At 71.8% G+C, this 21,707-nt stretch carries 17 protein-coding genes and 1 pseudogene; 14 read left to right on the top strand and 4 right to left on the bottom strand.

The features are described from left to right. Window positions 1-1,884, bottom strand: coding sequence for an APC family permease (locus ACZ6Y7_RS05950; protein WP_465756600.1), 1,884 nt, complete (start codon window positions 1,882-1,884; stop codon window positions 1-3). A gap of 728 nt (window positions 1,885-2,612) precedes the next feature. Between ACZ6Y7_RS05950 and ACZ6Y7_RS05945 the strand changes: the two genes are divergently transcribed. Beyond that, window positions 2,613-3,542 (top strand): DUF5655 domain-containing protein, encoded by a 930-nt coding sequence (locus ACZ6Y7_RS05945; RefSeq protein WP_465756599.1) that lies wholly within the window; start codon window positions 2,613-2,615, stop codon window positions 3,540-3,542. An 85-nt stretch (window positions 3,543-3,627) separates the two neighbouring features. On the opposite strand, the gene ACZ6Y7_RS05940 is transcribed toward ACZ6Y7_RS05945, so the two are convergent. Beyond that, window positions 3,628-4,374, bottom strand: a complete 747-nt coding sequence (locus tag ACZ6Y7_RS05940) for a DNA-methyltransferase (RefSeq protein ID WP_465756598.1) — start codon at window positions 4,372-4,374, stop codon at window positions 3,628-3,630. 571 nt (window positions 4,375-4,945) lie between these two features. On the opposite strand from ACZ6Y7_RS05940, the gene ACZ6Y7_RS05935 reads away from it, so the two are divergent. From ACZ6Y7_RS05935 to ACZ6Y7_RS05910, 6 genes and pseudogenes are all read left to right on the top strand, one after another. After that, on the top strand, window positions 4,946-6,127 hold the full coding sequence (locus ACZ6Y7_RS05935) for a C40 family peptidase (protein WP_465756597.1): 1,182 nt from the start codon (window positions 4,946-4,948) through the stop codon (window positions 6,125-6,127). 76 nt (window positions 6,128-6,203) lie between these two features. Beyond that, window positions 6,204-6,512, top strand: a complete 309-nt coding sequence (locus ACZ6Y7_RS05930) for a DUF6112 family protein (protein ID WP_465756596.1) — start codon at window positions 6,204-6,206, stop codon at window positions 6,510-6,512. Next, window positions 6,512-7,207, top strand: a complete 696-nt coding sequence (locus tag ACZ6Y7_RS05925; RefSeq protein WP_465756595.1) for a hypothetical protein — start codon at window positions 6,512-6,514, stop codon at window positions 7,205-7,207. The genes ACZ6Y7_RS05930 and ACZ6Y7_RS05925 overlap by 1 nt, the downstream gene beginning before the upstream one ends. A gap of 15 nt (window positions 7,208-7,222) precedes the next feature. Next, entirely contained in the window at window positions 7,223-8,722 is a 1,500-nt protein-coding gene (locus tag ACZ6Y7_RS05920) for an SCO6881 family protein (RefSeq protein ID WP_465756594.1), read from the top strand. A 148-nt stretch (window positions 8,723-8,870) separates the two neighbouring features. Continuing rightward, window positions 8,871-9,041, top strand: a pseudogene (locus ACZ6Y7_RS05915) (SCO6880 family protein); the annotation flags it as partial. Between the two features lie 140 nt (window positions 9,042-9,181). Further along, window positions 9,182-9,580 (top strand): ACT domain-containing protein, encoded by a 399-nt coding sequence (locus ACZ6Y7_RS05910; protein ID WP_465756593.1) that lies wholly within the window; start codon window positions 9,182-9,184, stop codon window positions 9,578-9,580. 130 nt (window positions 9,581-9,710) lie between these two features. Here ACZ6Y7_RS05910 and ACZ6Y7_RS05905 read toward each other — a convergent pair whose 3' ends face one another. Both ACZ6Y7_RS05905 and ACZ6Y7_RS05900 read right to left on the bottom strand, forming a co-directional pair. Beyond that, window positions 9,711-10,967 carry a cytochrome P450 gene (locus tag ACZ6Y7_RS05905; protein ID WP_465756592.1) on the bottom strand — a complete coding sequence of 419 codons (1,257 nt, stop codon included), beginning with the start codon at window positions 10,965-10,967 and terminating at the stop codon, window positions 9,711-9,713. Then, window positions 10,964-11,386: a recombinase family protein gene (locus ACZ6Y7_RS05900; RefSeq protein WP_465756591.1), complete on the bottom strand. Its 423-nt coding sequence runs from the start codon at window positions 11,384-11,386 to the stop codon at window positions 10,964-10,966. The genes ACZ6Y7_RS05905 and ACZ6Y7_RS05900 overlap by 4 nt, the downstream gene beginning before the upstream one ends. Window positions 11,387-11,649: 263 nt before the next feature. Between ACZ6Y7_RS05900 and ACZ6Y7_RS05895 the strand changes: the two genes are divergently transcribed. The 7 genes from ACZ6Y7_RS05895 to ACZ6Y7_RS05865 all read left to right on the top strand — a co-directional run bounded on the left by ACZ6Y7_RS05895 (window position 11,650) and on the right by ACZ6Y7_RS05865 (window position 20,735). After that, window positions 11,650-12,666, top strand: a complete 1,017-nt coding sequence (locus ACZ6Y7_RS05895; RefSeq protein ID WP_465756590.1) for a LacI family DNA-binding transcriptional regulator — start codon at window positions 11,650-11,652, stop codon at window positions 12,664-12,666. A 734-nt stretch (window positions 12,667-13,400) separates the two neighbouring features. Next, window positions 13,401-14,906 (top strand): APC family permease, encoded by a 1,506-nt coding sequence (locus tag ACZ6Y7_RS05890; RefSeq protein ID WP_465756589.1) that lies wholly within the window; start codon window positions 13,401-13,403, stop codon window positions 14,904-14,906. Window positions 14,907-14,981: 75 nt separating this feature from the next. After that, window positions 14,982-16,583: a N,N-dimethylformamidase beta subunit family domain-containing protein gene (locus ACZ6Y7_RS05885; protein WP_465756588.1), complete on the top strand. Its 1,602-nt coding sequence runs from the start codon at window positions 14,982-14,984 to the stop codon at window positions 16,581-16,583. Then, on the top strand, window positions 16,580-16,939 hold the full coding sequence (locus ACZ6Y7_RS05880) for a cupin domain-containing protein (protein WP_465756587.1): 360 nt from the start codon (window positions 16,580-16,582) through the stop codon (window positions 16,937-16,939). The genes ACZ6Y7_RS05885 and ACZ6Y7_RS05880 overlap by 4 nt, the downstream gene beginning before the upstream one ends. A 97-nt stretch (window positions 16,940-17,036) precedes the next feature. Then, the gene (speB, locus tag ACZ6Y7_RS05875) at window positions 17,037-17,984 is read left to right on the top strand and encodes an agmatinase (protein WP_465756586.1); all 948 of its coding nucleotides are present in this window, start codon (window positions 17,037-17,039) and stop codon (window positions 17,982-17,984) included. A 171-nt stretch (window positions 17,985-18,155) separates the two neighbouring features. Then, on the top strand, window positions 18,156-19,604 hold the full coding sequence (locus ACZ6Y7_RS05870) for a gamma-aminobutyraldehyde dehydrogenase (RefSeq protein ID WP_465756585.1): 1,449 nt from the start codon (window positions 18,156-18,158) through the stop codon (window positions 19,602-19,604). Window positions 19,605-20,225: 621 nt separating this feature from the next. Continuing rightward, entirely contained in the window at window positions 20,226-20,735 is a 510-nt protein-coding gene (locus ACZ6Y7_RS05865; protein WP_465756584.1) for a hypothetical protein, read from the top strand. Window positions 20,736-21,707: the final 972 nt, after the last annotated feature.

The following is a 21,707-nucleotide window of genomic DNA, read 5'->3' as shown; positions in this document are numbered from 1 at the left end:
CTACCCGACGTGGACGCGCGGGCGCCGGGAGGGGTCCGGCTCCGCCTCGCGCAGCACCTCGCGGGTGACGGGGGCGACCTCGCCCTGGCCGAACAGGAAGAAGCGCAGGAAGTGGCCGACCGGACCGCCCTCGGTCCACTCGAAGTAGATGTGCGGGATCTGCCCGGTGCGGTCCCGGATCGTCAGCAGCAGGGCCGCCAGGGCGTTGGGGACGCTGGTGCTCTCCAGCGACAGCACCCGGTAGCGGTCGTGCAGGACCTCGCCGTGCACGTCCAGCACCGATTCGAACTCGGACGGGTCCCGGACCGTCACCTCGACGAAGACCAGGTCGAGGTCGGCCGGGATGTCGTGGTGTGCCCGGATCTCCCGCTTCTTCTCCTGGTACTCCGCCAGCTCACGGCTGTTCGGCTCGTTGGCGATCAACCGCATCGGCCGATAGGTGTAGTCGCGGACGAACCGCTCGGCGGCCTCGTCCAGCACCACGTGGGTCACGCGCAGTTCGAAGGCTCGCTTGAGCCGGGACAGGAAGGAGACCAGGACGATCCCGCCGATGAAGCAGGCACCGATCTTCACGCCGTCCGGACGTTCGGCGATGTTCGCGCCCGTCGTGTACAGGAACACCGCCGCGATCACGGCGAAGCCGATGGTCCAGTTCCGCTGCCGGGCTTTGTGGGCGGCGATGGTGACGGCGATCGCGGCCGAGGAGATCAGCACCAGCACACCGGTCGCGTACGCGCCGCTCTGGGCGTCCACGTTCGCGTCGAAGAGCCACGTCACCAGGAACCCGATCAGGGTCAGCACGATCACCATCGGCCGTACCGCCCGCGCCCAGTGCGGCGCCATGCCGTACCGCGGCAGGTAGCGCGGGAGCAGGTTGAGCATCCCGGCCATCGCCGACGCCCCGGCGAACCAGAGGATCGCGATGGTCGAGATGTCGTAGACACTGCCGAAGGCGCTGCCCAGGTTCTCATGGGCCAGATAGGCCAGGGCACGGCCGTTGGCCGGCCCGCCCGCCTCGAACGCTGCCTTGGGAATCAGCACGGTGGTGATGAAGCTCGTCGTGATCAGGAAGCAGCTCATGATCAGTGCGGCGGTGGTGAGCAGCTTGCGGGCGCCCCGGATCCGGCCGGTGGGTTTCTCCTCGGTGTCGTCCGGATCTCCCTCGATGTGCGGCATCACGGCGACGCCGGTCTCGAAGCCTGACAGGCCCAGCGCGAGCTTCGGGAAGACGACCAGGGCGACGCCGATCATCGCGATCGCGTTGCCGTGCTCGGCGGTCAGTGCATCGGTCCAGTCCGTCACGACGTCCGGGTTCTGCAGCACGTGCCAGAACCCGTTCACCACCACGACGACGTTGAGCGCCAGGTAGACCCCGACCAGGAACACCGCCAGGCCGATCGCCTCGCTGAAGCCCTTGAGGAAGACCCCGCCGAGCAACGCGACCAGCAGCAGGGTGATCAGCATCTGCTTGCCGGCCAGCGCACTGTTCAGACTCGGGTTCTCCACCAGGTGCGCGGTCGCGTCCGCCGCCGACAGAGTGATGGTGATCATGAAGTCGGTCGCCGCAAAGCCGAGCAGCGCAAGGACGAAGAGCTTCCCCTGCCAGAACGACAGCAGCCGCTCAAGCATCGCGATCGAGCCCTCGCCGTGCGGGCTCTCCTGCGCCACCCGCCGGTACACCGGCAGCGCACCGAACAGCGTCACGATCACCAGCACGACCGTCGCCACCGGCGACAGCAGCCCGGCCGCGAGCGCCGCGATCCCGGGCTGGTAGCCGAGCGTCGAGAAGTAGTCCAGGCCGGTCAGGCACATCACCCGCCACCACCGCTGGCCCTTGTGCTCGACCGGCGCCTCCGCGTGCGGCCCCGGGTACTGCTTCGCCATGTCGGACAGGCCCTCCAGCAGCCATGCCCGGAACCTCGTACCCCGCCTCGGCGCAGCCGCACCTGACGAACTCACCCTGCGCCCCTGTCCTCGTCCCCGAACCCGGCGCCACCGAGGCGGCGGCAGGGCGAAAGGCTATGTGGCCAGCCGCTTCGCTCCCGGCAACCGCCCGCGCGATGTCGCCCCATTGGTCCAGTGGCCACTCAGCACATCGACAGCCTGACGAGCCATCACCAATATCGGCATCGAGTCAGCATTGCTCCGACTGAAGCCGTCCGCAGAAGGGGTCACACCCGAGAATCGACGACCACCCGAATCGATCCCGCCGAGGCCTGAACGACCACCCTGCGGGGGGAGCAACGGCAAAGGCGCGGGCCCTCGCCAGCCCTTCCATCCGCGCAGCACGGGCTGACCGGCGCCCGGACACCGGAGGGGCCCCGCGGCACGCGGCGGGGCCCCTCCCGTCCGTCCCGGTCAGCCGAGCGATCCGCCACACGAAATACCAGGTCAGCGCACGTCCGCGCGGTTTCAGCGGCGCGGCCGGGAGCTCGGGGGCAGGCAAGCGGTCGCCCGACCGACTGTCACCAGGCTGGTCCTCGCAAAGTACGCTTCGGCCAGTCCAGCCCCACCCGTCAGCAGCCTTCGGGCACACCAAGAAGCCGCGATAGGGAATACCGCGTTCCTCTTCTGGATTGGCCCCTGGGTACGGTCATGCGAAGGGGGCGTAGGTGACCGATCTGAAGGTGTTCCGGCGGGGTGCTGATGGCCGGGACGTTGAGCTACGGGGTTCGACCCTAGCGCAGGAGCGGGAGCTGCAGCGGCGCGTCGAGAGGGCGCTGGAGCCGATGCTCGGGGTTCGGTTCCTAGCGTCGGAGTACTCGACGGGGCCTTGGCATCAGGGTCGGATCGACACGCTGGGGCTGGACGAGGACGGCGTGCCGGTGGTCATCGAGTTCAAGCGGGGGCGCGATGCCGGCGTGATCGCCCAGGCCGGGTCCTACCTGGTCTGGCTGCTGGCGCACCGGCACGAGTTCGAAGCGCTGGTGCGCAGACGTCTGGGCGCCGGTGCGGCGGAGGCGGTCGACTGGCGCAGGCCCCGGGTGATCTGCGTCGCAGGCGAGTTCTCGCGCCACGACCGAGCGGCTGCTTCGCTCTACCAGCGGGATCACCGGGTGGACCTGGTGCGCTACCGGGTCTTCGGGCCGGACCTGCTGACGCTGCAGCTGGTCGAGACCGTTCCGGGCTTCTTCGCCTCCGGTGCCTTGTCGGTGCCGGCGGCTCCGGCCGCTGAGGCGAGCGACGAGCCGGCCGGGGTCGCCCAGGTGGAGGTGCCGGGGTGCCTGCGGGAGCTGTACGGCGAGCTGGACGAGGTGCTGACCGCGGCGGGCGAGCTGGAGGTGGTGGTGCTCAAGCACTACATCGCCTACCGGCGGATGCTGAACGTGGCATCCGTGGTCTTCCGGCCCTCCGTCTCACACCGCGCGCTCCTGGTGTACCTGCGGCTGGACCCGGACACGGTGGAGCTGGAGGAGGGCTTCACCCGCGACGTACAGGGCATCGGGCACCTGGGGACGGGTGACCTGGAGGTGCGGATCGTCTCGTCCGCCGACGTGGAGAAGGCCGTGCCGTTGATCCGGCGGGCGGTCGACGAGTCCTGAGGGACGGGGAAGGGCGGCTGGAGTCTGAGTGCTCCGGCCGCCCTTTCGCGTCTTCGGCCGCTCGCCCTGGTGCCGGTTCTCATGCTCACGCCTCCGGTCCCGCGAGGACGAAGTCGTCCTGGGCCAGCTCGGCGTTCAGCCGCTGTTCGGCGATGTCGGCGTAGTGCGGGCTGAGTTCGACGCCGACGAAGCGCCGGCCTTCGCGCAGGGCGGCCACGCCGGTAGAGCCGCTGCCGGTGAAGGGGTCGAGGACGACGCCGTCCTCGGGGCAGATCTGGACGAGCTGCTGCATGATCTCCACCGGCTTCTGGGTGATGTGCACGCGGTCCTTGCGGGGCTGGGAGGCGGTGAAGTGGCCGGGCAGGTAGAGGTCCCGGGTGTTGTCGAGGGTGCCCTTGACGCCCCAGATGATGATCTCCGCGCTCTGCTTGAAGCCGCCCTTCCTCGGGCGGCTGGCGGGCTTGATCCAGGGGATGGTGCCCTGCCAGGTCCAGCCGGCCATCTGGAGAGCGTCGCTGGTGGTGGGCTCCTGCCTCCAGTCGGAGAAGACCATCGCGACCGCGTGCTCGGTGCTCGCCCGGTATGCCTCGGTGAGAAGTTCGGTGAGCCAGGAGCGGTAGGAGCGCTGGTCGCGGTTCTCGCCGGGGAAGGTCTTGAGGTCGTGGATGCTGCCGCTGGTGACGTACTTGGCGCGGGCGTCGCGGCTGGTGCGTTCGGAGCTGGTCCGGCCACCGCTGTTGTACGGCGGGTCGGTGATGACGGCGTTGACGGACTCGTCCGGGAGGGTCTTGAGCACGGTGAGGGCGTCGCCGCGGTGCAGGGTGTAGCTCATGGTGCCTTCCTTCGGGCGTGGTTGAGCCCGCTCCGGGCGGCGCCCGGCGGCAGCCGCCTGGAGCGGGGATGCCGGGGAAGGTAGCCGCGATCGGCGGCCGTGCCTAACGAGCGGTGACGGCGTGCCAGGCCCGGATGGGGCTCGTTTGGTGCGGCCGACTTTCGCGTCTACTGTCTCGCCATGCCGACCGGGCAGCGGGCCAAACGGCCCTGGTCCGGCGCGTGTTGATCCGTGCCTCTCTGTGTGCATGGAGCCGCGCGGGGCAGCGTCTTCGTCTCCCCGTTCCCGAGAGGTGCGTTCGTGTTTCGGCTGAGATTACGAGCGCGGCTGGCTGCCGCGCGTGACACGAGACCGGCGTCCCGGAGCTACCAACTCCTCTGACCCGGGCCCGCCTTGAAAAGGGCGGTTTCACCACCGGCGCGGTGTCGGCGACTTCTTCGCACGAGAGGCCGGCACCGCGTCCTCCGACGAATCCCCGAGGAGCCGCTGCGATGCAGCACGCCCTGGCACACCCGTGCCCTCACCCACCTCCGCTGCCCCTCCGGCCGCTGCCCGGCGACCGGAGGCCGTCGTGAAGAAGACGATCGGCGCGCTCGTCGGCGTCGTCGCCGCCGGTCCGCTGGTCCTGGCCCTGCCCGTCGCGATCGTCGGCGCGGGCAACGCCTCGGCCTCCACGTCCAGCGCCTGTCCGTCCGGCGGCAATCCACAGGGTGTGGATTCCGCAGCGGTTGCGGCGCAGGTCGAGGCGATCCTCAAGGGCTCCAGTCCGCTGTCGGCTCCGGCCGTGGCCAGGCTGAGCAAGCCGTCCGAGCAGATCCCCAACGCCCGGACGATTCAGGCCACCGGTGTCGCGATGCACATCCCGGTGCGCGGGCAGGTCGTCGCTCTGGCAACGGCGCTGCAGGAGAGCGAACTTCGCAACGTCAACGGCGGCGATCGGGACTCGCTCGGGCTGTTCCAGCAGCGGCCGTCGCAGGGCTGGGGCACGCCGGAGCAGATCATGCAGCCGGTGTACGCCTCGACGAAGTTCTACGAGGCGCTGCAGAAGGTCGGCGGCTGGGAGTCGATGACCGTCACCCAGGCCGCCCAGGCGGTGCAGCGTTCCGGCTTCCCGGATGCCTACGCCAAGTGGCAGCCCCTGGCGGAGGCGCTCCAGAAGGCCCTCGCGCCGTTGCTCGCCCCCGCTCCCGGCACCTCGCCGACGCCGAGCCCGACGCCCGCCTCCACGCCAACGGCCGCCGCGAGCGCCAGCCCGGCAGCGGGCAACGGCTGTGGGACGCCCACGGCGGGCGGTGACGGCAGCGACTTCGGCACGATCCCCGCGGGCTCACTACCCAACGGGTACACGATCCCGGCCGATGCGCCGCAGCCGGTGCAGACCGCGATCCGGTGGGCGCTCGGCCAGCTCGGCACGCCGTACCAGTGGGGCGGCACCTGCGCCAACTCCCATGGCGCCGATCCGATGGGCAGGTGTGACTGCTCCTCGTTGATGCAGGTGGCCTACCGCTCGGCGGGCGTCAGCCTGGAGCGGACCACGTACGAGCAGGTCAAGCAGGGCACCGCCGTCTCGGCGGACTCGCTCAAGCCCGGCGACCTGCTGTTCACCCGGGGCACCGCCGCCGTGCCGGAGCACGTGGGCATGTTCATCGGTTCCGGTCTCATCGTGCATGCGCCGAAAACCGGCGACGTGGTCAAGATCTCGACCCTGGCCTCGTGGCGACCGGAGATCCTCGCCGCCCGCCGGGTCGCCTGACCTGCGTCTTCCCCTCCCCCTCTCTCCCCTCTCTTTGGGCTGCCTTCGCGCGCCCTGAACTGCACTGGAGCCTCCCTTGTACCTCGCGGACGCAGTCGTACAGCTCGCCTACGACCCCGGCATCACCCCCAACGAGGGCGGCCTGCCCGGCCTTTCGGTCCTCAAGCAGGTGATGGGCTACCTGAACCTGTTCGGCATCATCGCGGTCGTCGGCGCCCTCGCCGTGAGCGCCGGGGTGTGGGCCTGGGGCCACCACTCCGGCGGCCACCAGGCCGAGGCCAACGGCAAGAAGGGCGTCCTCGTCAGCGCGGGTGCCGCCCTGCTGCTGGGCGCCGCGAACGGCGTCGTCTCGTTCTTCTCGACGCTCGGAAGCCAGGTCAAGTAATGCAGAAACGTTCCTTCCCCTCGGGCCCTCGCCCAGGCGGCCCCGGCGGCGCGCTGGTACGCCGCCGGGCGCTGCTGGGCTCGCTCGTCCTGGTGGTGCTCGTCGCCGCCGCCGGCGTGCTGGCCTACGTCACCCGGGACGGGCGCGAGGCCGCCAACCCGGTTGCTGCGGCAGCGGGTTCAGCCGCGCCCGCCGCGCCGGCGAGTTCGCCGTCGCCGGGCGGGCGTCCTAAGGAGCTGCCGGGTCCGCCGTCGACGCACGATCCGATCGCGTTCGCGAAGGCGGCGGCGGTGGCACTGTGGTCCTACGACACCCGCTCCACTTCGCAGCCGGAGCTGGTGGCCTCCCTCCACCGATGGCTGACCATCGAGGGGCAGTACCTCGACGCCGACTCGGTCGACCGCCTGGTGCCCTCCCCGGTGCTGTGGGGGCGGATGGCCGACTCCGGACAGTTCGCCACCGCGACCGCCAACGAGGCGCACTTCCCGGACCGGTTCACCAAGGCGCTGCAGGCCGATCCGGGGGCGATCACGCAGGCGTACGTCTACGCCGTGACCGTCTCCGGGAAGCAGTCGATCTCCTGGAACGGCGCCCCGCAGGGCGGGGCCGAGGACCGTTCGGCGACCCTCGCCGTCCAGTGCCGTCCTGACCGCCCGTGCGCCCTGGCCGGTGTTCTGCCGGCTGTGGCGCCCTGACCTGGGGAGTTCCTCGTGGATATCTGCAATCTCCCGATGGTGGCCCAGGTCTGCAACGTCGTGGACGGCATCAACTTCGTCAGCGACCCGGGCAAGTCGATCACCGATGGGATCGGTGCGTGGATCGTCAAGAGCATGGGGGAGCTGGCGGCCAGCGCCGTCGACCTGTGCGCGAAGGCGGTCGACGAGACCACGGCCATCGACCTGTCGGCACCGTGGTTCAGGGACAACTACCAGCTGATCCTGCCGATCGGGCTGATCCTGACCGTGGGCACCTTCTGCGCCCAGCTCATCCTGGCCGCCTGGCGGCGGGACGAACGGGCTCTTGGTAAGGCCGGCTGGGGCACGATGACCGGCGTGCTGTTCGCCTTCGGTGCGATCAGCTTCACGGCGGTCGCGGTCACCGTGGTCGACGCCCTGTCGGCCGGGCTGTTCCAAGCCGCGCACACCAGTGTGGCCGACGCGGTCAGGCGCATGATCAAGGTGTCCCAGTTCGGCGCCATGTTCCCGCTCGGCTGGGCGATCCCCGCCCTGGTGGCGGTCGGCAGCGCGATCGGCGCGTTCCTCTACTGGTGCGTGATGGTCGCCCGCAAGGTCGGCGTGCTGATCCTGGTGGCGCTCGCCGCCTTTGCCGGTGCCGGCGGCGGCTGGGAGGTCGCCCAGCGGTGGCGACGCGGTTGGATCGAGGCCACCGCCACCCTGATCGTCTCCAAGCTGCTGATGACGGTGGTCTTCCTCGTCGGCGTCTCCGCGCTCGGCAAGACGGACGCCAAGGACGGCATGGCCGCCCTGTCCGACGCCATGGCCGGTGTCGTGATCATGGTCATGGTGCTGCTGTGCCCCTACGCCGTCTACAAGTTCGTCCACTGGGCGACGGACGGCAGCGGCCACTACGACACGCACCGCACCGGCATGGCCGGCATGGCGGTCGCGGCCGGGGCGGCGAAGACCGCCGGCTCCCTGGCCATGCAGATGAGCACCGGCGTCCCGGCGCCGCAGGGCCCGGCCCAGGTCCCGGGCATGGGCGGTGGCGGTGCCGCCTCCGGCATCGACCCGACCGGCCGGATCAGCCAGGAGGGGATCGACGCCGGACCCGCGCAGCAGCCGACGACGTTCCGCTTTGGCGAGGACCCCAGCGCGGGAGGCGACCGCGGACGCGCCCTGGTCACCCGGCCCGGCATCCCGGCCCTGATCACCCGCGCCTCCTCGGGCAGCGGCAGCGGCAAGCCGACGTCCGCCGATGGCCAGGGCGGTGGCTCGGTCCAGCCCTCCGCGCCGTCCGTACCGGGCGTGTCGACGGCCCCGGCCGCGCCCGCACCCCCGGCATCCAGCGCGGCTCCGGCGAACCCCGGCGTCCCGGCACCGCCCGCGCCCTCGGCGTCCGGCCCGACGCCAGCGGGACCAGGTGTTTCGGTGCCGCTCTCGCCCTCGCCCTCGGGCAGCACAGGACCGGCCCCGGCCGCAGCCCCGGCCCGGTTCGTCTACCCGAACGGTCCCACCGGGCCCGGTTCCTGACCGACACCCCCGTTTCCCTGGGGCGGGCAGCAGCCCGCCGCCCGCCCCAGGGCCCCGCCCACCAGCGAAGGAGCATCCGCGATGACGTCCAGAAGAGCGCCGCGCCCCCACCCGCCGACCGCTCGCTCGCTCACACTCTGGAACACCGATGGCCTCCTCGACACCCGACGCCACCCCCGCGTCCGTCAAGTTCCCCCACCGCTCCAAGCGCGGCATCCTTCTCGGCCTGAGCGCCCCGCAGCTGATCACCACGTCGGGCACCGGCCTGCTGCTGCTCGCCGTGCTCGTCACCCGGGGCGTCACCGGCGCCCTGCAGCTCAGGACCTCTGGCCCGATCGCCGCTGACTGCGGCTGTCCGCCTGTCCCTCACCGCTGCGGTGGCGGCCGATCACGTCGCGTGCCGGCGTCCGGCCCCGCGAACGCACGGTCACACCCTTCTCGAACCGATGGAGAATACCCATGTCCGGAGAGACCGACCTGCCCGCCCTGCTGAGGGGCATGCGGCCTGAACTGCACAGTGGCGCATACGTGTTCAGCAAGGTCGCCGACCACGTCGTGCCCGCGGGCGTCGTCCCGGTGGTGACGGCCGTGGAGGACGAGGGGCTGACGATCGTCGCCCGCCAGGAGGAGGCGGACCGCAGCGGTCTGGCGTACGACTACGTCGCCGGGTGGATCACCCTGCGCATCCACTCCTCGCTCGCCGCGGTGGGGCTCACGGCAGCCGTCTCGCGGGCGCTGGCCGACGCGGGGATCAGCTGCAACGTGGTCGCGGCCTTCCACCACGACCACCTGTTCGTGCCGTACGAGAACGCCGAGCGGGCCGTCGAGGTCCTCAAGCAGCTCACCCGGCCCGCCTAGGGATCCCTCCAGCCGCCGTGCCGGCGCCCCCAGGGGCTCCGGCACGGCGGAGCCCCTGGGGCCCGCCCGGGCGGGCCCCAGGGACGATGGGAAGCCGTGCGGGTGCCTTCCCCTGCGGGAGTCCCGGGCGTCAGGCGAGCCGCACCGGGAGCGTAAGGGGACCACGGACGAGCAGGCCGGGCCGCCACGGCAGGAGGGCGGGGGCGGTGGCCAGGCGCAGGGAGGGCAGAGCGGCGAAGAGCCGCTGCAGGGCGATGCCGGCCTCCAGACGGGCCAGGCGCGCGCCCAGGCACACGTGGGGGCCGTGTCCGAAGGCCAGGTGCGCAGGAGCCGTCCGGTTGCCCGGAGCGTAGCGGCGGGGCCGGAAGGTGTGAGGGGCGGCGAACACGCGCGGGTCGCGGTTGGCGGCGGCCAGCACCGCCAGGACGGAGGCGCCGGCGGGGATGACGGTCCCGCCGAGGTCCACCGGCTCCGTGGTCCTTCGCCAGGTCGCGCCCTCCAGGGGGCTGGCGTGGCGCAGTGTCTCCTCGATCACGGCGCTCCAGCCGGGGTCGCCCGCGGTGCGGGCGGCGAGGAGTTCCTCGGCGTGGGTGAGCAGGAGCAGCGTGGCCGAGGCGAGGAGGTTCATGGTCGTCTCGTAGCCGGCGAACAGCAGGAGGAAGGCCATGGCGAGCAGTTCGCCGTCGTCGGGTGCCTGGGGGGTGCGGTCGTGGGTGAGCAGGCTGAGCAGGTCGTCGCCGGGGTGGCGTCGTTTGCGGGCGATGAGGTGGGTGAAGTAGCCGTGCAGGCTCTGCCAGGCGCGGGCGGCCTGGCCGGAGGGCAGGGTCGCGGCGGGTGAGCCCACCCGGTAGGTCCAGGCGCGCAGGTCGAGGCGGTCCGCTTCGGGCACGCCCAGGATGTCGCTGATCACCAGGACGGGCAGCGGGAAGGCGAAGCCGTCGACGAGGTCGGCCTCGGCCTTTTGGCGCAGCTTGGCGGTGAGGCCGCCGATCACGGTGTCGGCGAGGTGGCCGATCCGTGCAGCGAGGGCCTCGACGCGCCGGGGTGTGAAGGCGGGCGCGGCCAGACGGCGCAGGCGGCGGTGCTCGTCGGCGTCGGCGTTGAGCATGTGGCGCTCCAGCACGGACCGCTGCGCGGAGCGTGCCTGCGGCGGGTCTTCCGTCGACGGGGCCGCGGATGTGTGCCGGGCCGTCTGCGGAGCCGGGACGTTGGACAACCGCGGGTCGGTGAGGACGGCGCGCGTCTGGTGGTAGCCGGTCACCAGCCAGGCGTCGGTCCCGTTGGCCAGGGTCACCCGGGTAGCGGGGCCGAGTTCGCGCACGGCGGCGTAGAAGGCATGGGGGTCGCGGGCGAACGCGGGGTCGGCGGGGTCCAGGTGGAGCGTCACCCGGCCGTCGTCCCCGCCAGTACCGGCAGGACGGGCTCGGCGGTGCGCGCGGTGGCGGGCGGCCGGGCCTGGGTGTAGGTGCGGGAGGGTCCGTCGCCCGGCCAGATGTGAATGAGCACGCCCTGTTCCTGCAGGGCCGCGGCGATGGTGGCGGCCCGCTGGTCGTCGAGGTCGAAGACGAACAGGCCGGGCACCAGGACGTGGCGGATCCAGCCCAGGCGGGCCGCCTCGAGCAGGTCGCGCAGGCGCGGCTTGACGCTGCGGGAGGGGACGCCGTTGTCGCAGAAGTACGCCGGCTCGGCCAGACCGTCCTCCAGCGCCCAGGCGCGCAGGCGGCGCTGCTGCGTGTCCAGGGTCCAGTGGTCGGCCGGGTAGCAGCGCAGGTACACCGCGCAGGGAGCGGGGCCGGTGGTGTGCATGGCGCGTCCTTCGGGTGCGGTGCGGTGAAGCGGGGTCGCGGTCCGAGGGTGAGGTGCCTCGGAGGGCGGGCGGTGGGCTCCGGGACTCGCTACGGCTCCTCGGAGTGCCTTCCCTTCCACGGTGCACAAACGTTTAAGCGCTGTCAATAGCTGCGCCTAAACGTTTGTGCGTTAGGCTGTATCCACCCGATCGGATCCGATCCGGACCGGCAGGCAGGCAGCGAGGGGGACCGATGGTGGGGCGACGGCCGACACTGAAGGACGTGGCAGCCGCGTGCGGGGTTTCCGTGGGCACGGTGTCCTACGCGCTCAACGGCAAGGGCCGCGTCGACGCCGCCACACGTGCGCGGATCCGCGAGACCGCCGACCGTCTCGGCTACACGGCCAATCAGGCCGCGCGCCGACTGAAGTCCGGTCGCAGTGCCACCCTGGGCCTGCTCATGCCGAGCCCGCCGCAGACCTCGCCCGGGGAGCTGCTGTCCCTCGACTGGCACAGCCAGGTCGCCATCGCCGCCGCCGACGCCGCCTTCCGCGCCGACCACGCCCTGCTGCTGCTCCCCGCCCCGAGCGACCCGGCCCAGCTGGCCAAGCTGCCGGTCGACGGGATCATCGTCATGGACCCGGAAGGCGGCGACCCCCGGCTCCCGGTCCTCGCCTCACTCGGCATCCCGCTGGTCGCCCTCGGTCAGAGCGCCGGCGGGCTCGTGCCGCACTACGTCGCACCCGACCCCGACAGCACGATGCGGCAGCTGCTGGACCACCTCGCCCACCAGGGCGCCACCCGCATCCATCTCCTGGTCCCCGACGCCGCGTGGGAATGGACCCGACTGTCTGTCGACGCCTACCGGCACTGGTGCGCCGAACACGGCATGACACCCGGCACCGCCCAGGTCCCCCTGGCGGGCGCCGGCACGGCGGCGGGCCTCGCCGACGCCGCCTGCCGGATCGCCCGCCGCGAGCTCACCGCCCAGGAACGGCCCGACGCGATCCTGGCCCTCGGCCTGGGCTTCGGCGCCGGCACCCGGCGTGCCGCCCGCGACCTCGGCCTGCGGACCCCCGAGGACCTGCTCATCGCCCAAGACCTCGACGAACCTTCCCTCCAGGCGATCGACCCGCCGATCACGGCCGTCGAGATGTACCCGCGCCTGCAGGCCAGGGCCGCCGTGGAACTGCTCCTCGCTCTCCTGGGCGGCGAACAGCCGCAAGCGCCCGTCATCACCCCGGTCGACCTGCGCATCCGCGCCAGCACCCAGCGCACCCCCGCACAGCAGGAAGCGTGATCCACACCCGCTCGCAGCCCGGGTCGGCACCCGGGGCCCAGCGTGGCGCGGGCCGAGCCGCACTACCGCGGCTCGTACCGGCGGACGACGGGGTGCCGAGCAGTTGCTGACCGGCCGCACAGCCCCAATGCGGCACCGCCGGATCCTGCTCGAAGCCAGGCGCCCGCCCTCCCCGCCAGGCCTGGCCTAACGCGGCCAGCGGGCCTCGGGACCGCCCCGGAGTGCCGCGCGCCCCTCCACCGCAGCGCTGCGGAACGCTGCCCTTCCCGCCCCGAGTCCGCAGCCCCGCCCGCGGAGGGAAATCCGGCACACGGCCGAAGGTCGCCTTCTTCCAGCGGCCACGCCGCCGCCCGGGATCGGCCGCGCGCCGGCAATGCCGCGCTGGTCGGCGGTCCCGCACCGGAACACGCACCCGACAACTTCCACCGCCGGCGCACGCGCCCCCGCTTGCCGGACGAGCGAGCGCCAGGCCCGGCCAGGGCGCCAGCGCGGGGAGTCAAGGCCTAACCCTCGACCCGGAGCGACTTTCAGGCCACGGAGGGATACACCGCGGACGCGGTGCGCAAACGTTTAGGCAACGGTCTATTGACGCTGCTTAAACGTTTGTGCATTGTGGGGGGACAGGCATTCCCGGCACGTCGCCCCGCCGCGGGGCCGCCGCCGCCTGATGCTCGCTCGGGAAGAGCCCAGTCGTGCTTCCTGGATCTCTTCCGCGCTTCGACAGGGAGAACAGCGTGAATCCTCCGAACCCGCCCACCGGGCCCTCCGTCCCGCCGGGCCCCGCCGGCGGCCACCGCGACACCGCGTTGCGCGCGGACGCGGTCGGCGTGCGGGACCTGGTGTTCTTCGTCCTGTCGGCCGCCGCCCCGCTGACGGTGATGGCCGGGTTCTCCGCGCTGGCGTTCCTGCTGGGCGGGGTCGCCGCCCCTACCGGGTATCTGATCGCCGGGGCGGTGTTCGCCCTGTTCGCCGTGGGGTTCACGGCCATGAGCAGACACATGCGCAACAGCGGAGCGTTCTACGCCTACATCAGCCGCGGCCTGGGCCCCGTCGCCGGTGCGGGCGCGGCGCTGATCGCCTACCTGGCCTATGCGCTCGGGCAGATCGGCTTCGGCGCGGTGGCCGGGCTGTTCGCAGCCGACGTGCTGCGCGTTCTGACCGGGTTCACCGTGCCCTGGCAGATGTGCGCGGTCGCGCTGCTGCTGCTGATCGCCCTGCTGTCCTACCTGAAGGTCGACATCGGTGCGCGGGTCCTGGCCCTGCTGCTGGTCGCCGAGATCGGGGTGCTGCTGGTCCTGGCAGTCGCCGTGCTCGCCCAAGGCGGCCACGAGGGCCTGACCGCGCAGAGCTTCAACCCCGCCCACCTGATGACCCCGGGCGTCGCCGGCCTGTTCGTGATCACGTTCGTGGTCTACATCGGCTTCGAGCAGACCGCGATCTACAGCGAGGAGGCCCGCGACGCGCACCGCACCGTCCCGCGCGCCACCTATCTCGCGGTCGCAATCCTGGCCGTGCTCTACACCTTCGTCTCCTGGATCATCCTGATGGCCGCCGGCCCGGACCGCCTGACCGCACTGCTGGCCCAGGATCCCGCCGACCTGGTGTTCGACCTCAACACCGAATACGTCGGCGGCGCGATGACCTCCGTCATGCGGCTGCTCATCGTGACCAGCTTCCTCGCCGGAGTCCTCGCACTGCAGAACGCCGGCTGCCGCTACCTGTTCTCACTGGGGCGTGACGGCATCCTGCCCGCCGCCTTCGCCCGCACCAACCCGCGCACCCGGACCCCCAGCACCGCCGGCCTCGTCCACACCGGCCTGGTGGTCGCCGCGGTGACCGGCTTCGGCCTGACCTCACTCGCCCCCTACACCCAGATCGTGGTGTGGACCAACACCCCGACCCTGGTGGGCGTCCTGCTCCTGGAGATCGCCACCAGCATCGCGGTCATCCGCTACCTGGGACGGCTGCGCTCCGGCGAGTCGCTCTGGCAGCGCCTGGTGGCGCCGGCCCTGTCCGCCGTCCTGCTCACCGCCGTCGCCGTGCTGGTCGTCACGAAGATGTCCCTGCTCACCGGCCTGACCGGGGCCGGTGGCAACGCCCTGGTCCTCAGCCCGCTGATGGCCGGCCTGATCGCCGGCTGCGCCCGAGCGCTGTGGCTGCGCGCCAACCGCCCGGACGTCTACCGAAGACTGAGCGGCCCCGACCCACAGTCCGACGCCGGGCCGGTCGCGCCCGCGTAGACACACGTGCCCTGCGCTCCCTCCGATCCCCGACAGGCCCGACAGCCCCGACCGCCCCGACCACAAGAGGACCCGATGCCCCCCGCACCCCGAGCCGCCTGGTCGATCCCCGGCTGGCAGCCCGAACGGCCGCTGAACGACCCCGCCGTCAAGGAGATCTGGTGTTACACCGACCGCTTCTCCTACGACCCCGGCCAGGAAGTGGCCCTGCACGTCCACACCACCGCCGACCTTTACGACCTGCGCGTCGTGCGCGACGGCGCCGAACCCGCGACCGTCCTGCACCTCGACAAGCTGCCCGGCAAGGCGCACCCCACCCCCGCCGACGCCTACGCGGCCGGCTGCGGCTGGCCCGTCGCCCTCACCATCCCGGTCGACCCAGCCTGGCCCTCCGGCTTCTACCTCGTCATCGTCGGCATCACCGACGAGCAGGGCCGCCGCCACGAACGCGAGCACTTCTTCGTCGTCCGCTCCCCGCAGCCGAGCGCCCGCACCGCACTGGTCCTCACCACCAGCACCATGCTCGCCTACAACGACTGGGGCGGTGCCAACGCCTACCGGGGCCTGGGCGACGACCCGTACACCGACCTCCCCACCCCCCGCCAGTCCGCGCTGCGCCCGATCGCCCGCGGCATGCTCCGCAAGCCCGAAGGAGCCCCCCGCAACCGCCACACCGGCCGCCCGCCCATCGGTTGGCAGCCGCGCCACCAGTCCTACGAATGGGCCCACGCCCACGGCTACTCACGCCACCACGCCGACGCCCTGTGGGCGACCTACGAACGGCCGTTCGTCGTCTGGGCCGAGCAGCACGGCCACCGACTCGACTACCTCACCCAGCACGACCTGCACTTCGAGCCCGAACGGCTGGACGGCTACGACTGCCTCGTCATCGTCGGCCACGACGAGTACTGGACCCGCCCCATGCGCGACGCCGTCGACGCCTTCGTCGACCGCGGCGGCAACCTGGCCCGTTTCGGCGGCAACTACATCTGGCAGGTCCGCCTGGAGGACGACGGCGCCACCCAGGTCTGCTACAAGATCCCCGGCGCCGACCCCGTCAGCGCCACCGAACCACACCTGGACACCACCGCCTGGGACCACCCCAAGCTCAACCGCCCCGCCGCGGCGACCATGGGCCTGACCGGCCTCGGCGGCGTCTACGCCCGCTACGGCTCGGCCACCCCCCGCTCCAGCGGCGGCTACACCGTCTACCGCCCCGACCACTGGGCCTTCGAGGGCACCGACCTCTACTACGGCGACGTGTTCGGCGACGGAGACCCCTGCATCGTCGCCTTCGAGGTCGACGGCGTCGACTACACCTTCCGCAAGGGCCTGCCCTACCCCACCGGCGAGGACGGCGCCCCCAACACCCTGGAGATCCTCGCCATGGCGCCCGCCGTGGCCGGCGAGACCGACCGCTGGGGCGGCCACGTCCCCCTCGGCGCCTCCGAAACCGAAGCGAAGCTGCTGCTGGAGGCCATGTACGACGGCAACCCTCCGGAGTTCCGCCGCGACGCCCGCTACGGCGCCGCGATGATCGGCGTCTTCACCCGCGGCGCCGGCACCGTCTTCAACGCCGGCACCTGCGAATGGGTCAGCGGCCTCATCCACCGCGACCCCTTCACCGAACGCATCACCCACAACGTCCTGCACCGCTTCCAGAAGGAGAGCCGATGACCACCATCGACACCGTCACCACCATCGAACTCGGCGCGGGTGACCCCGTCCGCCCCCAGTGGCCCGACGGCACCGCCTCGCCCGGCTGGACCGAGACCGAATGGCGCGCCTTCGCCGACGACACCGGCACCTTCTTCGGCGGCAGCTGGGAAGGCGAACCCGGCGAACTGCTCCTCGACCCCTACCCCTACGACGAGATCTGCGTCATGGTCTCCGGCCGCGTCGCCCTCACCGACCTCCACGGCGGCCGCAAGGAATTCGGCCCCGGCCAGGTCTTCCACGTCCCCAAGGGCTTCCGCGGCACCTGGACCACCCTCGAACCCTCCAAGAAGTTCTTCTTCGCCAGCACCCGCTGACCCGACACCTCGAAGGCGGCGCCGCTCACCTCCGCCACCGTGCGGCACACGCGGTGCCAGCCCCCACCCATCCCCACACGATCGAGGAACACCCACCATGACCGAGCCCCGAGGCCCCGTGGACTCCTCGCGGATCCCGCGCTTCGCCGGCCCCGCCACCTTCGCCCGCCTGCCCCGCCTCGACGAGGTCGGCCGATGCGACGTCGCCGTGGTCGGAATCCCCTTCGACAGCGGCGTCTCCTACCGGCCCGGCGCCCGGTTCGGCCCCTCCGCCGTCCGCGAGGCCAGCCGCCTGCTGCGCCCCTACCACCCGGCCCTGGACGTCTCGCCCTTCGCCGAGCAACAAGTCGCCGACGCCGGCGACATCGCCGTCAACCCCTTCGACATCCACGAGGCGATCGAGACCATCGAGCACGCCGCCGGGGAACTGATCACCGCCGGCGCCCGGCCCGTCACCATCGGCGGCGACCACACCATCGCCCTGCCCCTGCTGCGCGCACTGGCCAGGAAGCACGGACCGATCGCCGTCCTGCACTTCGACGCGCACCTGGACACCTGGGACACCTACTTCGGTGCCGAATACACCCACGGCACACCGTTCCGCCGCGCCGTGGAGGAAGGCATCGTCGACACCGAGGCGCTCAGCCACGTCGGCACCCGGGGCCCGCTCTACGGCAAACGCGACCTGGAGGAGGACCGCCGCCTCGGGTTCGGCATCGTCACCGCCGGGGACGTCCTGCGCCAGGGCGTGGCCGAGACGGTCGAAGCGCTCCGCCTCCGCATCGGCGACCGCCCGCTCTACGTGTCCGTCGACATCGACGTGCTCGACCCCGCACACGCCCCCGGCACCGGCACCCCCGAGGCGGGCGGCCTGACCTCCCGCGAACTGCTGGAGATCCTGCGCGGCCTGGCCGGCGGCAACCTCGTCGGCGCGGACGTGGTCGAGGTCGCCCCCGCCTACGACCACGCCGAGATCACCTCCATCGCAGCCTCCCACGTCGCCTACGACCTGGTCAGCCTGCTCGCCCTGAACAAAAGCGCCTGACCCCGCCCACGCACCCACCGCGACCGCCAGAGGCGAAAGCCCGGCGAAGCCCACCATCGAAGGGCCCTGCGCGAGCGCGAGACCACCGTGGTCAAGCGCGACGAGGACGGGCACCGGCTCGCCCTCCACCCACACCTGCCCCATCACCAGCGCGTGAGAGCTGAGGAAACCGTGACACCCGTGCTTCGCACACTGCGCAACCACATCAACGGTGAGTTCGTCGACGCTGCGGACGGCCGCACGCTCGACATCGTCGACCCGACCACCGGCGAGGTGTACGCGACGTCGCCGCTGTCCGGTGCCGCGGACGTGGACGCCGCCATGGCCTCCGCCGCCGCCGCGTTCCCGATCTGGCGGGACACCACCCCGAGCACCCGTCAGAAGCTGCTGCTCAAGATCGCCGACGCGGTCGAGGCCCGGGCCGACGAGATCGTCGACGCCGAGGTGCGCAACACCGGCAAGCCCCGTGCGCTGACCCTCTCCGAGGAGATCGGCCCGATGGTGGACCAGATCCGCTTCTTCGCCGGCGCCGCCCGCCTGCTGGAGGGCAAGGCGGCCGGTGAGTACATGGACGGCATGACCTCGATCATCCGCCGCGAACCGGTCGGCGTCTGCGCCCAGGTCGCGCCGTGGAACTACCCGATGATGATGGCCGTCTGGAAGTTCGCCCCGGCTCTCGCCGCCGGCAACGCCGTGGTCCTGAAGCCCTCGGACACCACCCCGGCCTCCACCGTGCTGCTGGCCGAGATCATCGGCGGCATCCTCAAGGAGCTTGAGCTCCCGGCCGGCGTCTTCAACGTCATCTGCGGCGACCGCGAGACCGGCAAGCTGATGGTCGAGCACAAGACCCCGGCGATGGCCTCCATCACCGGTTCGGTCCGGGCCGGCATCCAGGTCGCCGAGTCGGCCTCCAAGGACGTCAAGCGCGTCCACCTGGAGCTGGGCGGCAAGGCCCCGGTCGTGGTCTTCGAGGACGCCGACATCGCCGAGGCCGTCGAGGGCATCTCGGTGGCGGGCTACTTCAACGCCGGCCAGGACTGTACCGCCGCCACCCGCGTGCTGGTGCACGAGTCGATCCACGACGCCTTCGTCGAGGCCCTGGCCAAGGCCGCGGCCGAGACCAAGACCGGCGGGGTGGACGACGAGGACGTGCTGTACGGCCCGCTGAACAACGCCAACCAGCTGCAGCAGGTGGCCGGCTTCATCGAGCGGCTGCCCGCCCACGCCAAGGTCGAGGCCGGTGGCCACCGGGTAGGCGACAAGGGCTACTTCTACGCCCCGACCGTCGTCTCCGGCCTGAACCAGGACGACGAGATCGTCCAGAACGAGGTCTTCGGCCCGGTCATCACCGTGCAGAAGTTCACCGACGAGGACCAGGCCGTCGAGTACGCCAACGGCGTCGAGTACGCGCTGGCCTCCTCGGTCTGGACCAAGGACCACGCCCGCGCCATGCGGATGTCCCGCCGCCTGGACTTCGGCTGCGTCTGGATCAACACCCACACGGCCCTCGCCGCCGAGATGCCGCACGGCGGCTGGAAGCTGTCCGGCTACGGCAAGGACCTCTCGTCGTACGGCTTCGAGGACTACACCCGCGTGAAGCACGTCATGACCGCGATCTGACGTCCCGTCATCACTGTGAGGCGCCCGAGGGTTCAGCCTCATCCGCCGGCGCGATCGAGGCCTGCGGCCGCCGGCGCACCCGCGGGCCCCTGGGTCTCCCCGGGTTCGGCTGGTGTCCTGGGTCGGAGATTCGCTGACAGGAGGTGGCGACTTTGCCGAGAAGGCCCTCCTCTCCCTGGCCACGCGGATTCCTTCTCCCCGCCTCCACCAGGCGAGTCGGACATCGTAGGGCCGAGCGGCCCGATGCGGGATGGCGGGTCGCCACCACCCCGTCGGTCGATCGGTCAGCGGGCGGGCGGACTCAGGAGTCGTAGCGCGTGGTACGTCGGCAGATGACGGGAGTCTGACGTCGCCTGGCCCTCCCGCTCTCGCCCAAGCGAGAGGTAGAGCCGTCGGCCGACCCCTCGGAATCCCAAGCACGGGCATACCAGCCGACGGATTCATGAAGCCGCCCGTCCCGGTGGTTTCACCGGGACGGGCGGCCGTCTCCGCAGCGTGACCGGGTTCAGCGTCGTGCCGAGCCGCAGCCCCACACGCGGATACTGCCAGTGCGTCAGGTCTCCCGGGAAGCGCCGACGCCTCCACCCTCCTGAGCCTGGCCCGCGCCTACCCAGCCGTCCGATGCCGTTTGGCGCACCCACACCCGCCGGCGCCGCCGGCCCCCTGGAGCCCGACACCGAGGGCTGGCGTCGCGAGCAGGAGCGCAAAGTCTTCGGCGAGGTCGCCGACGCGATCACCCAGCCGCATCTCCCCCGCGGCGGCGCCGTGATCGTCTCCTACAGTCGCCTGATCGAATCCGCCAACCGCATCGGACGCGCCACCCACCGGGGCTATCGCCGCCGCCCCGCCGCCGCCTCTGGCTCTGGCTCCGGCTTGGGCTCCGGCTCCGGCTCCGGCTCCGGCTCCGGCTCCCACCACCACGCGCTCGCGGTGAACCAGCCAAACCTCCTCCACCCTCTGGCTCGCCGCCCGGCCTGCGCGCCCGAGCCCTACAGGCGCCCGGCGTCACCGAGCCGGCGACGCTGCGGGTCCGGGGCCGCTGACATGCACCCCACTTCCGCCGAGCGGCCTGCCGGGCAGGCGCCGCTCGTCCTCATCACCGCCAACTTCTCCTCCAGGAAACACCGGTGAACACACCCTTCGAGGACTCGCTCGCCCTGTGCGCCCGGGCGAACGCCCTGCGGCAGCAGGAAGCGCTGCTTCCCGCCACCGGCCCGGCCCGCATTCCCGATCCCGTGCAAGTCAGTCGCCGATCCGGTCTCTGGCTGCACGTGGCCCGCGCAGTCGAGGCCCTGCGCCCCCATCTCCTGGTGGTCGGGAATGTCCGAGGTCTCCTCACCTCCCCCGCCATCGCCGCCTCCGCTGGCGAGGTGGAACCCTGCGAAGTTCTCCAAGGAGCGATCGAAGGAGAAAGAACGGGGGCTGGAACGACGACGGGCGGTGCGCTGGCTACTGCCAGGCCGACGCCGGCCGGACGGCGCTGGAGGTAGCCGAGCGCGACAGGGCCGCCGCCGAAGCGGCGCGGCTCCTGGTAGCGCCGGTCCTGACCCGGCCTCCTCTTCCGGCGGCGGCAGTGCCAACCGCCAGGAAAGGAGAGGGTTGGCGAAGACGTTCTTGACGGCCTTGTCCTCGAACAGCCCCGACCGGTCTCCTCCAACGCCAGCACCGCGAGCCCGGTGTGCTCGGCCAGCGTCGCCAGCGACGCCTTCTTCACGATGTGGTCGATCTACTCCTGGCTGAACGGACCGTACTCCTCGAGCGCCGCCAGGGCGCTGCCCACCAGGCCCCGACGGCGGCCGACGCCGGATCGACGTCCTCGGCGACATCCTCGGCGGCGGGAGTGCTCACGACGGATTCCTCGGTCGGCTTGCGACGGGACATGCGGGACCACCTTTCAGGTCGTCGTCCGGAGCCGGGCGACTCTGCGGTGCGGTGCGCCGACGGCAGTAGCCGTCCGCGCCGCACCGGCCCCGGCGTCCGACCGATGGGCCACACCCGCCGGGCCGCAGGTCCCCTCGTCCAGGACCTGCGTGCCGGCCGGGGCGGGGGTCACAAAGGAGAGGCGGGGCGGAGGCAAAGGTGGCAACTAAGGGGATTCGTGTC

Source organism: Kitasatospora sp. NPDC053308, from assembly GCF_055585785.1.
Note: the sequence above shows the minus strand (reverse complement) of the source record. Positions and strands in the feature narration are given on the sequence as shown.

Excerpts from the sequence above, each read along its gene's own strand:
- ACZ6Y7_RS05950 (WP_465756600.1), bottom strand. The coding sequence starts at position 1,884 with ATGGCGAAGCAGTACCCGGGGCCGCACGCGGAGGCGCCGGTCGAGCAC.
- ACZ6Y7_RS05865 (WP_465756584.1), top strand. The coding sequence starts at position 20,226 with ATGCCGTTTGGCGCACCCACACCCGCCGGCGCCGCCGGCCCCCTGGAG.
- ACZ6Y7_RS05940 (WP_465756598.1), bottom strand. The coding sequence starts at position 4,374 with ATGAGCTACACCCTGCACCGCGGCGACGCCCTCACCGTGCTCAAGACC.
- ACZ6Y7_RS05925 (WP_465756595.1), top strand. The coding sequence starts at position 6,512 with ATGCAGAAACGTTCCTTCCCCTCGGGCCCTCGCCCAGGCGGCCCCGGC.
- ACZ6Y7_RS05880 (WP_465756587.1), top strand. The coding sequence starts at position 16,580 with ATGACCACCATCGACACCGTCACCACCATCGAACTCGGCGCGGGTGAC.
- ACZ6Y7_RS05910 (WP_465756593.1), top strand. The coding sequence starts at position 9,182 with ATGTCCGGAGAGACCGACCTGCCCGCCCTGCTGAGGGGCATGCGGCCT.
- ACZ6Y7_RS05885 (WP_465756588.1), top strand. The coding sequence starts at position 14,982 with ATGCCCCCCGCACCCCGAGCCGCCTGGTCGATCCCCGGCTGGCAGCCC.
- speB (WP_465756586.1), top strand. The coding sequence starts at position 17,037 with ATGACCGAGCCCCGAGGCCCCGTGGACTCCTCGCGGATCCCGCGCTTC.
- ACZ6Y7_RS05900 (WP_465756591.1), bottom strand. The coding sequence starts at position 11,386 with ATGCACACCACCGGCCCCGCTCCCTGCGCGGTGTACCTGCGCTGCTAC.